Here is a 16921-nt window from a genome sequence, read left to right as displayed (position 1 = left end):
TTTTTAAGGTGTCCTCCTATTTAAATCAAATTTATCATCTCTTCTTAGAACATGCATTTTAATATTAAATATTGATAAAATTTCATCCTGATTTTGTTCTGAAACATTAGTTTTGCTTATTTCACTACCATCTATTACATAAACAGCCCCAGAACCTATAACTTTAAATTGGGCCTTATTATTTACAACTATAGCTGTATCTTCATCTATGCCAATTCCTATAATCTGGGGATTCTCTGCTATACCAACCAAAAGTCTCCCTATTCTTCCCCTCTGGGCAAAATGTTGGTCTATAATTACATCTTTAATTAATCCTAATCCTGGTGCCATTTTTAAAGTACATTTTCTAGGTGAATCATCCTCAGGCCCAGTAACAATCATAGTGTCGCTCATTACAGAAGCTCCAGCGGAGGTACCAACATATATACAACCCTTTTCATAACTTTCCCTCATAATTTTATATAAACTAGTACCCCCTAACAAGCTTGTAATTCTAAGTTGGTCTCCCCCTGTAAAAAACACTACTGATGCTTTATTGATTAAATTCACATTAGCCTTTTCAAAGGCATCCTTCCTTTCTACAACATTTAATATAGATATATTTTTTACTCCTAAGTTTGTAAAAATTTCTCTATATTCCCTTCCTAACTCATCAGGTATACCTGATGCTACAGTTGCTATTACAACCTCATCTTTATCTTTATCAATTCTATTACATATTTCCTTTAATATAACTTTATCGCCCTTTTTATCTTCTGCTCCTCCTATTATTATTAAATCACCACAGGTCTTTTCTTCCAAATAAAACACCTCTCTTTGCAAGTATTTTATATTTTCTCCATTTCTATACGTATTATTCAAAAAAAAATAAAAACCTGCAGCTTTCTAAACTGCAGGCTTCATTTTTACAAACAAGCTCTTCCAGGTATTATTAATTTTTCCCCTGGTTTTATACTATCTGGATTTTCTATATTATTTATTTTCACAAGTTTATCTATAGTAGTATTATACTTCTTTGCAATCTTCCAGAGAGTATCACCATTTTGTACCACATATATTATTATACTTGCTTTTTTTTCAGGAAGTTCTCCTTCCACAGGCTCCATATTGACTAAAAACTCTTTATTGGTTATATAGTTTACTCTAGAATAAACATCCACAACTGCTTTTATTGCAATATCCTCTGCTTCTACAGTTGCATCCAAACTTTCTAAAAATGCCTTAGCTATACTTTGCATATCAATTTTGCATCCTGGCATTTCTACCGTACAGCTAAATGGGATTTCCTCATTTACACTCCCTATATAATTTTCCTGATCCTTAGTTCTGTACATAACATCTACACCTAAAACTGCATCTACTAATACCTTGTCTTCCACAATTCTTCTATCAGTTATACATACTTTACCTGAACAGAAAATAACCTCTGTTGCCTTAGGTAAACCATTATCTAACTCTATATCACCTTTTACCACAGTTTCACACTTAGCTTGACCATGTATAACATTCAATTCATAATTCTGCTTTTTCATATCCATAAATACTGATGGTGAATACGCATCTTCAATAATATCCATTTCTTCCTTATGCATAACTTTTGTATTAGCCTTTATTAATGCATCTACATCTATTATTCTGTTCTCTCCTAAGTCATCTTGTTTAATATTAAATTCAGATGAAGCTACTCTAAAATCTGTATATCCTTCCATTTCAGGATTAACCCCTTGAAATTCTACTTCTTTATTAATAGCAACATCCCCTTGTAAGGAAACCACCTCATTAGAATCCTTACCCCTATATAATACATCAATTAAAACTGCAGCCTGAATATCAACTTTATCTTCCATAATATTAACATCTTTTTTGTGAATATTTATATCACACTTTAATATATTACCTATCTCAGGTTTATCTGATGAAACCTCCATAGTTCCCCGAGCTGTCATATCCGCATCAATAGAACCAATAATTTTATCTATTTCCATTGGATTTTTAAGCATTTGTATATCATCTGAACTCTCAATATCCCTTACCATTTCAAAATCATATTTTTTATAAACTTCAGCCTTAGAATTTATTACTCCCTCTACTGCTATCTTTCTTTCATTTGCAATATTACATTCCATATGTTCTACATAGCATTCAGCTTCGCAATCCATATTATGTTCTGCACCACGTACCTCCACATAGTTAGAGAAATTTCCTGTATACGTGGTATTATATACTCCTAATGCTTCCTCCTCCTCCTTTGCCATATATATTATGTTATATTCCACTTGACCTTCAAGATAAACTTTATCTTGAATAATCTCCTTATTAATAATATATGGCTTTGCATCCACACTTAAAACCTTAAATACGTCTGGGTGAGTATCGGGTATTACATATTCTGCCTTAACAACTGTGTCAGATGAATTTTCTCCTAAAAGCTGTTCACATTCTATATTCTCTTTAACTAACTCTATAGCCATAATCATATTCCCTCCCTATATAAACCTACTATCTATTTATATAATTTAAATATGTAAAATATGATTAAATAAACTATTTATTTATAAATTAATTTAACTTAGAAAAACTACAATTCTGTAACAAAATTCATCATTTTTCTTAGATAATTCCTTATATTTCTTATATATTATACTTATTCTTGTTGACATATAAGCTATTTTGGCGTATTATAAACTTGGTTGTTGACCATATAACCTCTCATAAATTCTCAATACCCTTTTATACCATAGTTGAAAGATGGAACCCACCATCTTTCTTTTTTTATTTACTGTATTTTAATAAAGTATAATAATTCCCCTTTATTATCTATTTAAATTCATAAAAAAGAATCAGCATCTTACGATGCTGACTTATTTAAGCATAAACTAATTGTACTGTCTTTGTTAACACATCTGAATAACTATATGTGACCGTCCTTTGGGTGTCATTTTCTAATCTGATTACAAAAATACTAGGATAAGCCTTTTCAATCACTCCTTTATTTACGAAGGTCTTTCTTCTTCCCCCATTTGCCTTGAGTGTTACACTTTCACCTACATGGCTCTCGATGTCTTTTTTTATTGAAGCCAATACATTGCCTCTTTCCACAATAAACACCCTCTTTCCACATCCTATATTATATATCATAACATATAAAATGTCAACCAAACTTTATATTTTAACTTTATTTTAATGGTTTGTCAATATATATTTAACCTGAAGTATGCAGTTTTTTAAACGTATACAGTAATTTTCTCTAAGTATTAAGCCCTAATCTATTATTCCCTATTAATTTCATATATATTCAAAATATTTAAACATTGAAATATGCTACCATATAAGTTAATGGTAGCATATTATTTAAGAATACTGTGATTTAGGAAACCCTTCCCTATATTTACCTCTTGTTTGAAGGCCACCTATTCCCTCTGATCCACTTATAGTATTTTCTAATGCTTCTTTTATAGGCACAACTTTTTCTATATTTGTATAAGCTATCTTCTCACACAAAAACACCGGGTCTAAGCAGTGTAAAAGTATTCTATTAGGTGAACTAGCAAAATTAGCTCCTGCATCTAAAATAGCTTCATAATTAGACTGACAAGCACCTGCAAAAATAACTAAATTATCATACCCCGGCTCATAGTTTCTTAATTCATTTACAGTCTGAACAAAGTACTTAGAATTTCTATAATTATTTAAATCTATATAGTCACTAATATTTTTAGCCATAGCATCATGCCCTGTTATTATTACTATATCTGGTTTTACAGCCTTTACTATCTCTAATATTTGTTTTGGTTGTTCTTTTTCTGATATAACCTTCCCTATAACATCAAGAGAAAGTTGCTTATATACCTTTAAACATACATCTAAATATTCTGCATCACCATCTATATGCAATATTTTACCAGGTCTTCCGAAAGATAAATCTTTTTTCTCCCTTGTCTTATATGATCTCATGTACTTTTTTATATCTTTTCTATTCACTAAAATCTTTTTTATAGAAGAGTTTACCTTTCTGGTAAAAACCTCTTCATAATCTGAATCTTCCTCATCCTTTAAAAGCTCTAGGTCATCTATAAAAGAATCCGCAATTAATCTTAGATTTATTCCTTTTAAAGTATACATCCTCCCTTCTTCCGTTTCTTTTACATCTATTATTTTAAAAGTTATATCTTTTCCATATGATTTTCTAACAACTACATCTCCTACCTTCATCGTATCCTCTCCATATTACAAAACTTATGCTATATAATATGATAAACTATTAATTTAAGTGCAAAAAATATTGGCATGTACTACTTATAAAAGATAATACATGCCATTTAAAATTACTCATTCTGATTATATATTCTTTTGAAATCTTCAATAAATTTAGTGTACTTTTCTTGCTCAGCTATTAACTCCTCCATTTTATTGTTAAAAGTATTTTGAGGCCAATTCACCTCATTATAATAATATCTATTAGATAATCTCCAAAACCTTTGAGGGAATAATAAGAAGGCAAATAAAACCTTATATTCGTTCTCCTTAATAGGGTAAACGCTATTATAAGAGTCTATTATCAAATTGGCATATTCTATATTCCAATCTACTCTTTTCAATACTTTAATCATAAAGGAAGATACATCATACACTCTAACTTCCCTTTTGCAGTAATCAAAATCAATTACATTAACATCACTATTATCGTCTATTATAATATTATGATATGTGTAATCATGATGGCAAAAACTTTTTTCCTCTTCTGTAAGTTTACATATTTCCATATAGTCAGATTCATTTAATACTTTCATGGCCCTTCTGCCTAGAGATTTATAAAAATCAACTGTTTTTATATAATTCATTTCAAAGTTATTCTTATTACTTCTTTTTCTAGCCATATCTCTCATTTTGTCAAAAGATCTAACCCTCTTTTCCATTAAATGAGGCCATCTTCCTAAATCTGTTTTTAATTTGCTATTTTCAGGTGGTTCATACCCCTTTGAAGCTATATGCATACATGCCAAATTCTTAGCCGCTATAATTAAATCCTCTGTATTTCTAAAATCAGCCTCTCTGCCATTAAGCCACTCTGAAAGAGTATATATATCTTCATTTACAAGTGCATATGGATTACCTTCAACATTCATATAATATCTATCTACTCTTGGAAAACCATTAGCTATTAAATGTTCTTTAGCTCCATATACAAATAACAGTTTTTGAATTCCATAGTTAATTTTCTTTAAACATCTTGCCCCTTCATTTGTTTTTAATAAATAAACACCTCTATTAGGTTTTAGGCTTTCAATTTTAACATCGAATTGTCTTTCAATTTCAAATTCTCTCATCATAGCAATCACCTCCTTATAATTTATATGTACAGCACATATATTTTAGAAGATAACTTACAATAAAGTTAATTTATTAACATTTTCACCTCTATTGTAATATAATGAAATATAACAAATTTAAGAAAGGGTTCTTTTATGAAAATAGGCATAGACGGTAGAGCTGCTAATTGGTATAGAGGTACTGGAATAGGAACTTATACTTATCAACTTATAAAACACATTAATGAAATTGATCTTATTAATAACTATACAATTTTTATCCCACCTAATGTAAAAAAAAATATTTCTTTTAATAATAATATTTCTATTAATAATATAACCGAAAATTGCAAGAACAATTTTTGGGATGAAGTTAATATCCCAAATATATTAAAGGGAAAAGATATAGACATATACCATGTTCCTCAAAACGGCATTGGAATGCCTAAAACCAAAAAATGTTCTTTTATTATTACACTACATGATATAATACCATATAAAATGCCAGAAACAGTTAGTGAACAATATTTAAAACTTTTTCACGAAAAGTTACCTCAAATTATAGATTCATGTGATGGAATAATAACAGTATCTGAATACTCTAAAAAAGATATAATTAAAGCTTTTAATTTCCCAAAAGAAAAAGTTTTCGTAACTCATTTGGCTAGCGAGGATATATACAAACCATTAGATAAAATTATAAGTAAAAACTTAGTGAAAAACTATTATTCTATAGATACTGATTACATTTTATATGTAGGAGGTTTTAGTCCTAGGAAAAATATATTAGGACTTATAGATGCCTTTAGTAAACTTACAGAAAAATATAAAAAGGATATTAAACTAGTAATAGCAGGTACCAAAGGGAAATCATACAGTATATATAAAAAACGTTGTGAAGAACTTAATGTAGATAATAAAGTACTGTTCCCAGGTTTTATTCCACTTAATCATTTGCCTTATGTATATAATGCATGTAAATTATTTGTTTATCCTTCATTCTATGAAGGTTTCGGACTTCCCCCTGTAGAAGCTATGGCTTGTGGAGTACCTGTTATAGCATCAAAAGCAACCTCTATTCCCGAAGTTGTTTCCGATGCTGCAATACTTATAAATCCTCATGATATAGATGATTTATATAATTCTATGTATGAAGCCCTTAGTAATAGAGATTTAAGAAAATCACTTTCCTTAAAAGGCTTGGTTAGAAGTTCCGAACTTACTTGGAATAATACAGCTAAAAACACAATTATCGCATATAATAAGGTCATAAATAATTAAGCCATGTGTTAATCACATGGCTTAATTTTATATTAATTCTTCAAACTTATCTAAAAATGCTATCCTAAATTCTTCACATTCAGTCTTTTTCTTAATCTTGTCAACAAATATATCCTCTTCCCATCCCTTTCTTTTAGTATAATAATCTCTTGAAATGGAATAAAAATCTTGAGGAAAAGTAAGCATACCATAAAGCACTTCTATCTCTCTTTTATCTAAGCTATTTTCACTATTATACTCATCTAATATAAGTTTAGCCTTTTCTATGTCATACGCAAAGTTTTTAGTGGCTTTAGATATAAAATTACACATATCATGTACTCTTAAATCTACAATAGAATAATCAAAGTCTATAAAATATGCCTCTTCCTTTTCATCATTAATAATTATGTTATGATGAGCTAAATCATGATGACATATAGCTATTTTTCCATTTTCATTACACAATTCATAATAACTAGAATCTTCTAAAATATTTATACTCTTTTTTATTTCATCAATATAGTAATCTATATTATCTAAAAATATACTATCAAACTCATCTTTATTTTTATGAAGTGAAGCTATATTTTTAAACACCTTCATTTCCTCTATACTTTCCTTAAAGTTATCTAATAATTTACCACTATAATTTCTGTGGTTTAAATCTGTTTTAAACCCTATAGATGCACTATGCAATTTCGATAAACCCTTTGATGCTATTTTAATATCGATAGGGTTATTATAATCGCTTTCTCTACCATCAACTAAATCAATCATACAATACATATTGTTTTCCCAATTAGTATATATTTTCTTATCATAAGTATGAGTAAAACTCATAACCTTATCAAATTTACTTCTTATATAATTTAAAGCCTTATAAATAAACAATAATTCTTTTTCATTATATTGTATCTTTTTTAAAATCTTCATTCCTTTGTCCGTATTTACCACAAATATACTTCTTAATGGATATAAATCATATGGTTCAATATTAAATTTTTCAAATAAACTAGAATCTAAATCATATTCAGCCAAGTATAATTTATCATTGAATATTTCATTCATATAATCCCCCCTTATATTAAGCTCTCCTTATCCACCTCCATAGCCTTTTTAAGCCTTAAAACATACTCCTCTTCCGTCCAGCCCTTTTTCTCTTGTCTGTATCTATTGCATTGCCTTATAACTTCGTAAGGATATGATAATAAAGCTATTATATATTCATAACTATTTTTATTTAATTTTTCAAACTCACAAAATTTAGATACCAGTTTTTTATAATCAAATTTATATCCCTTTTTTTTATATTTATATAGTAAATTAAAGCAATCCATTTCCACCATGTTATATGAGCACTTATCAATTCTCTTTACCATTATGTTATCCAATAAAACTATATTTTTAAAATCTACACTTCCTAAACATATTTCTCTATTTTGCATACTTCTAGTTATTAAATCATAGTACTTATTATCATACACATGCTTTATAACCTTTTCTCCTCTTTCTATATAGTAATTTCCCATGGATAGGATTATTTTCTCAAACTCATTTAAATCCTGACCATATTTATTGTCACTTTTTAATCTTTTCATATCCCTTGCAAGTTTCTTAGTTCCAACCTTATAGTTTTCTACTACTCTTCCTATAGAACTATCTAATCTATCTTTTATAGGTCCTGTATCTCCTTTTACAATTTTATGGAAACTACTTATTAATAATAACTGTTCCTCTAATAAATGCTCATTTACAGTTTTATTAGTATCATAACTAGAAAATTTATCTACCACCTGTATACCCTTAGCTAATATATAATCCTTAAAAGTATTTTTATAAATCATATACCTACCTCCACTTTAGCCATATTTTAAAATTCTAAACTCATTAACAAACCCCTGTCTTTCATCCTTATCTTCACAGATTTTAGCTAATTTATTTATAAAAAATTCTTCTCCCCAGGGTTGCTTTTCAAAATAATATTGTATTCCCAATTGCCAATAGGCTTGAGGGAACTCAATAAAAGCTGCCATTATAGGTATATCATCTTGTTTTATGGGATATATATTACTATAACAGTCTAAAATATTTATAGCATTTTTAATATCCCACTTCCCGTTTTTCATAACCCTTATTATCAAACTACATAAATCATGTAAATGGGTATCTAATATACAATAATCAAAATCAATTAAGTTTACCTTTTTATTATCCTCTATTAGTATATTATGGTGGGCATAATCATGATGACAAAATCCCTTTTTCTCCATTTCTTCTCTCATCTTATTAAAATAATTAGTTTTTTGTAAATTCTTTAAGCCTTCATCTATCCTTCTAATTTCTTCTGACATTGACTTTAAATATGCATTGTCAAACTCCGTTGTTCGCCATTTTTTAATAATAATATTTCTAAACTTAATTATTTCTTGTTTCTTATTTTTAAAACTTTTCTCCCATTGTTTCCAGCCTATTCTTGGATTCATATTATCTGTTACATTAAACCCTAGGCTTTTATTATGAAGCTGAGCCAATTTAATTGTAGCTAATTTTAAATCTAATGGATTATCATAATTACACTCTCTACAATTTATCCAAGGAGTTAAATATGCATAACTTTTCTCTATGGATATATAGTCTTCTTTTTTCTTATTTTTAATTATTTCAGGTATCTTTTCAAACCCATTATTCTGTAAATGTTTTATTGCTGAAAGGATAAATAAAAAGTGAGGGAAATTATAATTAATTACTTTAAGACAATAATTATCTTCATTTGTATATATTTTATATACATTCTTTATCTTTTCTATAGATTGTATGTTTAAATCATATTTTTCTTCCACTAATGCCTTTACACCATCGATTTGCAAGACTACTTCCTCCTGCTGGCCTTACTCATAATTGTATTATATGTATTACTAGCTTTGTATGTGCTAAATGACACATTTTTCATATAAACTTAATATTATTAATATATAAGAGTATAGTTGTTTTTTTCTTATCACTAATAGGGGGAGGATTTCATGAAAATTGCAATTGACGCCAGAGGAATTAATTGGTATAGAGGCACTGGTATTGGAACATATACAGAAAATATGCTAAAATGCCTACTTGACATAGATAAAAAAAACTATTATCACATATATTGGTGGGGAAAAAATTCTAAAGAATTCTTAAAAAATAATTCTAAAATAATATTAAGTTCAAAAAAACACAAAAGTTTTTTTGAACAATACTATTTCCCAAATAACTTAATAAAGGAAAATATAGATTTATATCATGTCCCGCAAAATGGTATAGGAATAAATACAAATATACCTTGTAAAAAAATTATAACAGTTCATGATTTAATTCCTTATACTATGCCAGAGACTGTTGGTAAAAGTTATCTAAATAAGTTTTTATCAGATATGCCAAAGCTAACAGAAATTTCTGATGGAATACTAACTGTTTCACAGTGGTCTAAAAAAGATATCCTTAAATTTTTTCCTATGGACCCAGATAAAATCTTTGTTACTCCTTTGGCTGCTGATGCAAAATATCAACCATTAGATAAAGAAAAATGTAATTTTATATTAAAAAAACAATACAATATAGATAAACCTTTTATATTGTATGTAGGCGGGTTTAGTCCACGAAAAAATGTTAAATCTTTAATAATTGCCTTTTCAAAGGTATATAGAAAGCTAAATAAAGATTATAATTTAGTAATAGTTGGTGCAAAAAAGGATAGTGCTTCATACCTAGATAGTATAAGTACCAACTTAGATATATCTAAAAATATCATATTTACTGGATTCGTTCCAGAAGTTCATTTGCCATTATTATACAATGGATGTGATGTATTTGTATATCCTTCTACCTACGAGGGATTTGGTCTTCCTCCATTAGAAGCTATGAGTTGTGGAAGTTGTGTAATTTCTTCAAATTTAACTTCTATACCAGAAGTTGTAGGAGATGGTGGTCTTCTTATTAATCCATATGATACTAATTCTATTTCTGATTCTATAGAAAAGGTATTAAATGATGATAAAATAAGTTCCTCTCTAAAAGAAAAGGCATTAAAAAGGGCATCCTTATTTTCTTGGAATAAAACTGCACAATTAACTTTAGAAGCATATAACAAAATATTATTTAATAATAAAAAAACTGCACACAGTTAATCTGGGTGCAGTTAGTTCCTTTTATTTTATACTTTTTTGTATTTCTTCAGATATATCCTTTAAATTTTTTTGTATATCACCATTACCCTTATATAGTTTACTAAAATTTTTACTTAAAATGTCAGTTATCTTACTATAATTTTTTGTATATACAGTGCCTTCACTTTGCATTTCTATGTTGCTAGCTAATAACCATAATTTAATATTATTAAAATACTCTACTTCTTTAAAGAAATCCTCACTTTTGTATACACCAAAATTACTAGGAAAAAATCCATAATTATAAAGTCCCTTTACTTGAGCTTTCTCATTTTGAACAGTGAATTCTAAAAATTTTACAGCTAAATTCTTATTTTCAGTATCCTTATTAATAATAAAATTATTTTCTCCAAAGGATACATCCCTATTCCCTCCATGTTCGAATGCAGGTAATTTAATTACTCCAAACTTACCTTTCATCTCTGGAAACTTTTTCATTATTTCATTTAAATCCTTTATACTACATATACTACTAGCAATTCTATTATTTTCTAAATTTTTTAAAAATTCTTCCTTAGAATTTATAGTTAATATTAATTTTTCATTTTCAAAAGATTTTAATAATTCTACCGTTTTAACTGATTGGGAAGATTCTATTGTCAACTTGCCCTTATTATCAACATAATCCATTCCTAATTCTTTTAAAAATATTTTATATAATCCTACCTTAGAATTTTCACACATAAAATAAAATTTTTTATTATAGCTCTTATTTATACCTTTACAAATTTCTAAATAATCATTCCATATTTTTATGTCATCTACATTTATTTTGCTAAATATATCTTTTCTATATAATATAATATATTCACTGCTATCAAATGGTATAGTATAAACCTTACCATTAAACGTTCCATTTAAAATCCTATATTTATTAAAATTGTTCTTATAAGAGGATACTTTATCTGAAATATCTAAAAATTTACTTTTATACTTATTTAATATGTACTGGGTGTCCTCATCTTTTACCATAATTATATCAGCTTTATTTTTATTATTTGTATTTTCAACAACCTCTTCAATATTAGTAGAATTTTTTACTTCTATTTTTACCTCAGGGTATAATACATTAAAATCAGTTATAATATTGCCAATATAACTATTATATTTCTTATCAATAACTAATGTTAAACTTCCTTTCAAATCATCTTCAGTCTCTTTACTAAAGTTTCCACAGCCTATATAAGTTATAGATATAATAAATATGATTATGGATATAATAAATTTTCTCATAATATACCACCTATATTTTCATTTATACTTATTTTTAATGATAATCTACAACTAAAAAATTGTCAAAAATAAGCTGTATTAAATCACAAAATTTTATATATAAACTTAAAAAGGGATACCTAAGCACCCCTTTTCTTAACCTTTTGACATATCATAATTTCCCGTAGAATTAAACTGCTCCTTCCAAGCCTTTTCCGCATAAGGTTTAAAATCCTTAGCCAGTTTATCTAAATTATGTTTGAATTCCTCATTTTTTATCATCATTTCCGCACCTTTATCTGTAGGTTTAGCCCCCACCTTATCTACCACTTCTCTTACTACCTCTGGATTATCTATCATCATACAAGGTAATAATAAATTATCATTATATGGTTGTCTGTTCCTTAGTTCTTTAAAGAAAGACCCTTTAAAAACATCTATTAATGGCTTTCCTTTTAAATTATCTGTAGCAAAATGTGCGAATATACAAGGCTCTACATCTTCCTTAGAATTTATATGACAATAAAACTTTCCTGCAATGCATCCACCAACATATGGAGCATCATTAAAAAAGTCTATAGCAAAATATGGTTTAGTATTTCTAATTTTTCTTACCCTCTCACCAAGCATAAGTCTTTGCTCCGGCGTTAACATTGAATCAAAATCTGGATCATCTCCTACGGGCATATATATAAAATACCAACTCATTTTTGACCCTTTTTTAATTAACATATCAATGAATTCTTGTGAACTTACTGTATCAACATTGTGCCTTCCTGTAGCAGAGGATACTCCAAATAATACTCCTCTTTCTCTTAAAAGATCCATTCCATGCATAACCTTATTAAATATTCCTTTGCCTCTTCTAGCGTCTGTCTCTTCTTCAAACCCTTCCAATGAAAACATGGGTATTACATTTCCTAAGTCTCTTATTTTGTCTGCTAACTTCTCATCAAACAATGTTCCATTAGTAAACGGAGTAAAGATTACATCATTATATTTTTCATATATGTCTAACATATATTCATTAAAAAATGGCTCCCCACCTAATATAACAAAATAATATATTCCTATTTCTCTAGCTTCTTTTACAATTCTGTCTACCTCTTCATAAGGTATATCATCTTCTTTACTATAATTTGCCGCATAGCATCCTTTGCATCTTAAATTACATCTCATAGATGGACTAAGTAATATTGTAAAAGGGGTTTTTATACCCTTTTCCTCTAAAAGTTTTGCTCTTTTAGGCATACCATACCATGCTGCGTTAGCAAAAAAATTTGTAAATAACTTTTCTATACATTTTTTATCTGTGGTTTTTAATATGTTTTGTATATACTCATGTATTGATGGTATATCATTGTAATAACTTTCAACTTCGTCTACCATCTTTAGACTTTCTTTATCCCTTATAGTCCTCCTTAACAAGTCAAATATCTTATCCATATTTTTTTCCGGGTCTTTGCTGAGTAATTCTACGCCTTTTTTTACAAGCATGTCCTTTACGCCTTTTTCCATAGAATTTATTACTTTCATTTTTATTCCCCCCGATATCAGATATGTTATTAGTAAAAGGAGTGTTACTTAAATTAAATCTTACATTCCATAGTTAATACTATTATATTGCTTAAAATTTCCAAGTCAATAAATTTAAATCATAGTTAACAAACTATTAATAATATAATTTTTGTTTTAACCCATTATAAATTTTATTCAAATATTTAGTTTATTAATAATATTAAATCTGGAATTTGATTATTTTATTTAACATAAAAAAATCTCAAAAATTGCATAAAACACCCTTATTGTTTTATATATTATATGATAATAGTACACAAATATTCTCCATAAAAGATAAACCTAAGATAACAATATTCTACTATTATCCTAGGTTTATTTAAAAAGTTTTATATTCTATTTATAATACTAGCATTATATCCAGCACCAAAACCGTTATCTATATTTACCACACTTACTCCACTAGAACAACTATTTAACATAGATAATAATGCAGATAGTCCATTAAAATTAGCACCATATCCAATACTAGTAGGTACTGCTATAACAGGCTTATCCACTAAACCTCCAATCACACTAGCTAGGGCACCTTCCATTCCCGCAACTACAATAACAACTTTAGCTTTTCTTATTTTTTCTAATCTATTAAATAACCTGTGTATGCCTGAAACACCTACATCGTAAATTCTGCAAACCTTATTACCAAAGGTTTCTGCTGTAATAGCTGCTTCTTCTGCCACTGGTATATCTGATGTTCCCCCAGTAACTACAGCTATATAACTTTCACTCTCCTCAACTTTTTTATTCATTATTCTAACGATATTAGCTTGTTTAAAATACTCTGCTTTTTCATATATCTTTTTTATTCCAAAATACATTTCTTCATTAGCCCTTGTAGCCAATATATTATTTTTCTTTTCCATCATAGATTCTATTATATCCACAACCTGCTTTGTGGTCTTACCACCGCAATATATAACCTCTGGATATCCTACTCTTAACTCCCTATGGTTATCAATTTTTACAAACTCTAAATCCTTAAATGGTAAATCTTTTAACTCTTTTAATCCCTGTTCCACGGAGACTTCATTATTTTTTATTCCTTCTAATAATTTTTTTATTTCTTTTTCATTCATTTTTATTCCTCCTTTTAATTTTGGTCCATACTCCCAACCCTATACCCTTCTAAATCTATGGTTATAAAGTTATACCCTAAAATTTTAAATTCATTTACTATCTTATTTCTTATGTTTTCATCAATAACACTTTTAAATTTTTCTTTAGGTATTTCAATCCTAGCCATATCTTTATAATCTCTAACTCTAGCCCCTTTAAATCCAATGCTTTCTAAATATTTTTCACACTGCTCAATCCTTACCAAATCGTTAATTTTTATCTCTCTAAAATAAGGTATCCTAGTTAATAAGCATGCATAGGCTGGCTTATCCCAGGTACTCAAATTTAATTTTTTAGAAAATTGCCTTATTTCTTTTTTGGTAAGACCAGCTTCCTTCAAAGGACTTGTAATATTTAATTCTTTTAAAGCATCAATCCCAGGTCTATATTCTTTAATATCATCAGCGTTTGTTCCATCCAAAACAAATTTAATGTTATTCTCCCTTGCTACCTTTATCATATTAGTAAATATATTTTTTTTACATATATAACATCTATTATTAGGGTTATTTTTTATCTCATTTACTATTGGAATATCTAAAAATAAATGTCTAACACCTAAATCTCTCACAATTTGAGAAGCCTCATCTAACTCTCTTTTAGAAATATATGGTGACTTTATTGTTATAGCCATAACCTTATCTTTCAAAGTATCTTTACAAACCTTTAATAAAAATGTACTATCTACACCTCCTGAAAAAGCCACTAATACTTTTTCTAAGCTCCTTATATTTTCAACCAATTTGTCATATTTATACTTTTTTATCATAATATTTTCCTCAGTTCTATACATTTTTTAGTAATTTAGTTATATAGTCATATAACTGAATCAAAGGTATTCCCTCACTTTTAGATACTCTCTTCATATCCTCATACTCTGGCTTATATTTTACATTTCCATCATTTAAATATGATTTTTTTACATTTATATTGCCATAGGTTGTTTTAAGGTTTATAGTCTCTCTATTCAAACAAAATCTATCTATTTTATATTTTCTAATACCAATGGTAGATGTTTCTTTAAATAATGTATTCTTTATTTCATCTTCAAACTCGTGTTCATATAAAATAGATATCATTATGCCTGGTCTTCCTTTTTTCATAAATATAGAAGTTAAATAAACATCTATAGCTCCCTTTTCAAATAATACATCCATTACATATGGATACATTTCAGAGCTCATATCATCTATATTACACTCCATAATATAAAGTTCTTTTTTTATATCTATACAACCTAATACTACTCTTAAAACATTTGGGATATCTCCTTTATTATTACTGCCTATTCCATATCCTATTTTCTTTACAACAAATTCACATTTATCCTGAAATTCATCTGCTAAAGTTACAGCTATAGCTGCACCTGTAGGAGTAGTTGCCTCAAAAGGTATATTGCCTAACTTAACAGGAATATCTTTTAAAATTTCCCATGTAGCTGGTGCAGGAACAGGCAATGTACCATGAGCACATTTTATAAACCCCTTACCTAGTTCTAAAGGTGAAAATAAAACTTTGTCTACTTTTAGAAAATTAGCACATATAGCAGCCCCTACTATATCTATTATAGAATCTATAGCCCCCACTTCATGAAAATGTACCTCCTTTAATTCTTTTCCATGAACCTTTGACTCTGCCCTAGCTACCTTCATAAATATATCCATGCTTAACTTTTTTACATCCTCATTTAAATCACTATTATATATAATATCTCTTATATCATTTAAATTTCTGTGACAATGCTTGTTTTCACTATTATTATGTAATATTACATTTACCTTTGTTCCAGTTATCCCTTTTATTCCCCCCCTATTTACCTTAATACTAAATTCATCTTGAAGATTTAATTTTGATAGCTCATTTATTAAATACTCTTTTTTAACCCCTAAGTCTATCATAGCTCCTAAATTCATATCCCCACTAATTCCAGAAAAACAATCATAATATATTACTTTCATACTATTCCCCCTTGCGTATTACTGTACCGAAAAATCTTAATTTTTTGTCATTTATACTTATATTTTATCACAATATTCTAAATATAAAAATAACCCAAATCTTAATAGATCTGAGTTATTTTATAAAGACTATGGATTAATTATTATTTATCTAATACTTTTATCTGAGCTATGATTTCAGGAATAACTTTTTTGTAATCCCCTACTATTCCTAAATCAGCAATCTGCATGATTGGAGCACTTTCATCTTTATTTACAGCTACTATGTAATCAGAATCCTGCATAC

Annotated in this window: 15 protein-coding genes and 1 pseudogene; 2 read left to right on the top strand and 14 right to left on the bottom strand. The window is 28.0% G+C overall.

Features of this window, described 5'->3' with window-relative positions; all coding sequences use genetic code 11:
• Nucleotides 1-3: 3 nt before the first annotated feature.
• The 5 genes from EJL03_RS07320 to EJL03_RS07300 all read right to left on the bottom strand — a co-directional run bounded on the left by EJL03_RS07320 (nucleotide 4) and on the right by EJL03_RS07300 (nucleotide 5330).
• Complete coding sequence (locus EJL03_RS07320; protein WP_125153612.1) at nucleotides 4-801, bottom strand: cyanophycinase; 798 nt, start codon at nucleotides 799-801, stop codon at nucleotides 4-6.
• Nucleotides 802-905: 104 nt separating this feature from the next.
• A complete protein-coding gene (locus tag EJL03_RS07315) occupies nucleotides 906-2471 on the bottom strand; it encodes a DUF3794 and LysM peptidoglycan-binding domain-containing protein (RefSeq protein ID WP_125153321.1) in 1566 nt (521 codons plus the stop codon).
• Between the two features lie 394 nt (nucleotides 2472-2865).
• Nucleotides 2866-3099, bottom strand: coding sequence for a Veg family protein (locus tag EJL03_RS07310; RefSeq protein WP_125153320.1), 234 nt, complete (start codon nucleotides 3097-3099; stop codon nucleotides 2866-2868).
• A 252-nt stretch (nucleotides 3100-3351) separates the two neighbouring features.
• Entirely contained in the window at nucleotides 3352-4212 is an 861-nt protein-coding gene (gene yabG, locus EJL03_RS07305; protein WP_125153319.1) for a sporulation peptidase YabG, read from the bottom strand.
• A gap of 113 nt (nucleotides 4213-4325) precedes the next feature.
• On the bottom strand, nucleotides 4326-5330 hold the full coding sequence (locus tag EJL03_RS07300) for a CotS family spore coat protein (RefSeq protein WP_125153318.1): 1005 nt from the start codon (nucleotides 5328-5330) through the stop codon (nucleotides 4326-4328).
• Nucleotides 5331-5465: 135 nt separating this feature from the next.
• Between EJL03_RS07300 and EJL03_RS07295 the strand changes: the two genes are divergently transcribed.
• Nucleotides 5466-6590: a glycosyltransferase family 4 protein gene (locus EJL03_RS07295; protein WP_125153317.1), complete on the top strand. Its 1125-nt coding sequence runs from the start codon at nucleotides 5466-5468 to the stop codon at nucleotides 6588-6590.
• A 27-nt stretch (nucleotides 6591-6617) separates the two neighbouring features.
• Here EJL03_RS07295 and EJL03_RS07290 read toward each other — a convergent pair whose 3' ends face one another.
• The 3 genes from EJL03_RS07290 to EJL03_RS07280 are packed head-to-tail and all read right to left on the bottom strand — an operon-like array spanning nucleotide 6618 to nucleotide 9439.
• Nucleotides 6618-7640 (bottom strand): CotS family spore coat protein, encoded by a 1023-nt coding sequence (locus tag EJL03_RS07290; RefSeq protein ID WP_125153316.1) that lies wholly within the window; start codon nucleotides 7638-7640, stop codon nucleotides 6618-6620.
• Between the two features lie 11 nt (nucleotides 7641-7651).
• Entirely contained in the window at nucleotides 7652-8416 is a 765-nt protein-coding gene (locus tag EJL03_RS07285; protein WP_125153315.1) for a protein kinase family protein, read from the bottom strand.
• A 15-nt stretch (nucleotides 8417-8431) separates the two neighbouring features.
• Nucleotides 8432-9439 carry a CotS family spore coat protein gene (locus EJL03_RS07280; protein WP_125153314.1) on the bottom strand — a complete coding sequence of 336 codons (1008 nt, stop codon included), beginning with the start codon at nucleotides 9437-9439 and terminating at the stop codon, nucleotides 8432-8434.
• A gap of 153 nt (nucleotides 9440-9592) precedes the next feature.
• Between EJL03_RS07280 and EJL03_RS07275 the strand changes: the two genes are divergently transcribed.
• Nucleotides 9593-10732 (top strand): glycosyltransferase family 4 protein, encoded by a 1140-nt coding sequence (locus EJL03_RS07275; RefSeq protein WP_125153313.1) that lies wholly within the window; start codon nucleotides 9593-9595, stop codon nucleotides 10730-10732.
• A 21-nt stretch (nucleotides 10733-10753) separates the two neighbouring features.
• On the opposite strand, the gene EJL03_RS07270 is transcribed toward EJL03_RS07275, so the two are convergent.
• The 6 genes and pseudogenes from EJL03_RS07270 to EJL03_RS16425 form a co-directional block, all read right to left on the bottom strand.
• On the bottom strand, nucleotides 10754-12004 hold the full coding sequence (locus tag EJL03_RS07270; protein ID WP_125153312.1) for an ABC transporter substrate-binding protein: 1251 nt from the start codon (nucleotides 12002-12004) through the stop codon (nucleotides 10754-10756).
• A gap of 135 nt (nucleotides 12005-12139) precedes the next feature.
• Nucleotides 12140-13519 (bottom strand): radical SAM/SPASM domain-containing protein, encoded by a 1380-nt coding sequence (locus EJL03_RS07265; RefSeq protein WP_125153311.1) that lies wholly within the window; start codon nucleotides 13517-13519, stop codon nucleotides 12140-12142.
• 371 nt (nucleotides 13520-13890) lie between these two features.
• Nucleotides 13891-14637: a nickel pincer cofactor biosynthesis protein LarB gene (gene larB / locus EJL03_RS07260; RefSeq protein ID WP_125153310.1), complete on the bottom strand. Its 747-nt coding sequence runs from the start codon at nucleotides 14635-14637 to the stop codon at nucleotides 13891-13893.
• Nucleotides 14638-14651: 14 nt separating this feature from the next.
• Nucleotides 14652-15446 (bottom strand): ATP-dependent sacrificial sulfur transferase LarE, encoded by a 795-nt coding sequence (gene larE / locus EJL03_RS07255; RefSeq protein WP_125153309.1) that lies wholly within the window; start codon nucleotides 15444-15446, stop codon nucleotides 14652-14654.
• Between the two features lie 16 nt (nucleotides 15447-15462).
• Nucleotides 15463-16635 (bottom strand): nickel pincer cofactor biosynthesis protein LarC, encoded by a 1173-nt coding sequence (larC, locus tag EJL03_RS07250; protein WP_125153308.1) that lies wholly within the window; start codon nucleotides 16633-16635, stop codon nucleotides 15463-15465.
• Between the two features lie 143 nt (nucleotides 16636-16778).
• Nucleotides 16779-16921: pseudogene (locus EJL03_RS16425) on the bottom strand (electron transfer flavoprotein subunit alpha); the annotation flags it as partial.

Origin of the sequence: Clostridium rectalis, from assembly GCF_900626095.1 — a bacterium.
GTDB lineage: Bacteria > Bacillota > Clostridia > Clostridiales > Clostridiaceae > Clostridium_AS > Clostridium_AS rectalis.
The sequence above is the reverse complement of the archived record's forward strand: the minus strand, read 5'-3'. Positions and strand labels throughout refer to the sequence as shown.

Coding starts and splice junctions, on each gene's coding strand:
- EJL03_RS07295 (WP_125153317.1), top strand. CDS start 5,466: ATGAAAATAGGCATAGACGGTAGAGCTGCTAATTGGTATAGAGGTACT.
- EJL03_RS07265 (WP_125153311.1), bottom strand. CDS start 13,519: ATGAAAGTAATAAATTCTATGGAAAAAGGCGTAAAGGACATGCTTGTA.
- larC (WP_125153308.1), bottom strand. CDS start 16,635: ATGAAAGTAATATATTATGATTGTTTTTCTGGAATTAGTGGGGATATG.
- EJL03_RS07270 (WP_125153312.1), bottom strand. CDS start 12,004: ATGAGAAAATTTATTATATCCATAATCATATTTATTATATCTATAACT.
- EJL03_RS07315 (WP_125153321.1), bottom strand. CDS start 2,471: ATGGCTATAGAGTTAGTTAAAGAGAATATAGAATGTGAACAGCTTTTA.
- EJL03_RS07285 (WP_125153315.1), bottom strand. CDS start 8,416: ATGATTTATAAAAATACTTTTAAGGATTATATATTAGCTAAGGGTATA.
- larE (WP_125153309.1), bottom strand. CDS start 15,446: ATGATAAAAAAGTATAAATATGACAAATTGGTTGAAAATATAAGGAGC.
- EJL03_RS07275 (WP_125153313.1), top strand. CDS start 9,593: ATGAAAATTGCAATTGACGCCAGAGGAATTAATTGGTATAGAGGCACT.
- EJL03_RS07300 (WP_125153318.1), bottom strand. CDS start 5,330: ATGATGAGAGAATTTGAAATTGAAAGACAATTCGATGTTAAAATTGAA.
- EJL03_RS07290 (WP_125153316.1), bottom strand. CDS start 7,640: ATGAATGAAATATTCAATGATAAATTATACTTGGCTGAATATGATTTA.
- yabG (WP_125153319.1), bottom strand. CDS start 4,212: ATGAAGGTAGGAGATGTAGTTGTTAGAAAATCATATGGAAAAGATATA.
- larB (WP_125153310.1), bottom strand. CDS start 14,637: ATGAATGAAAAAGAAATAAAAAAATTATTAGAAGGAATAAAAAATAAT.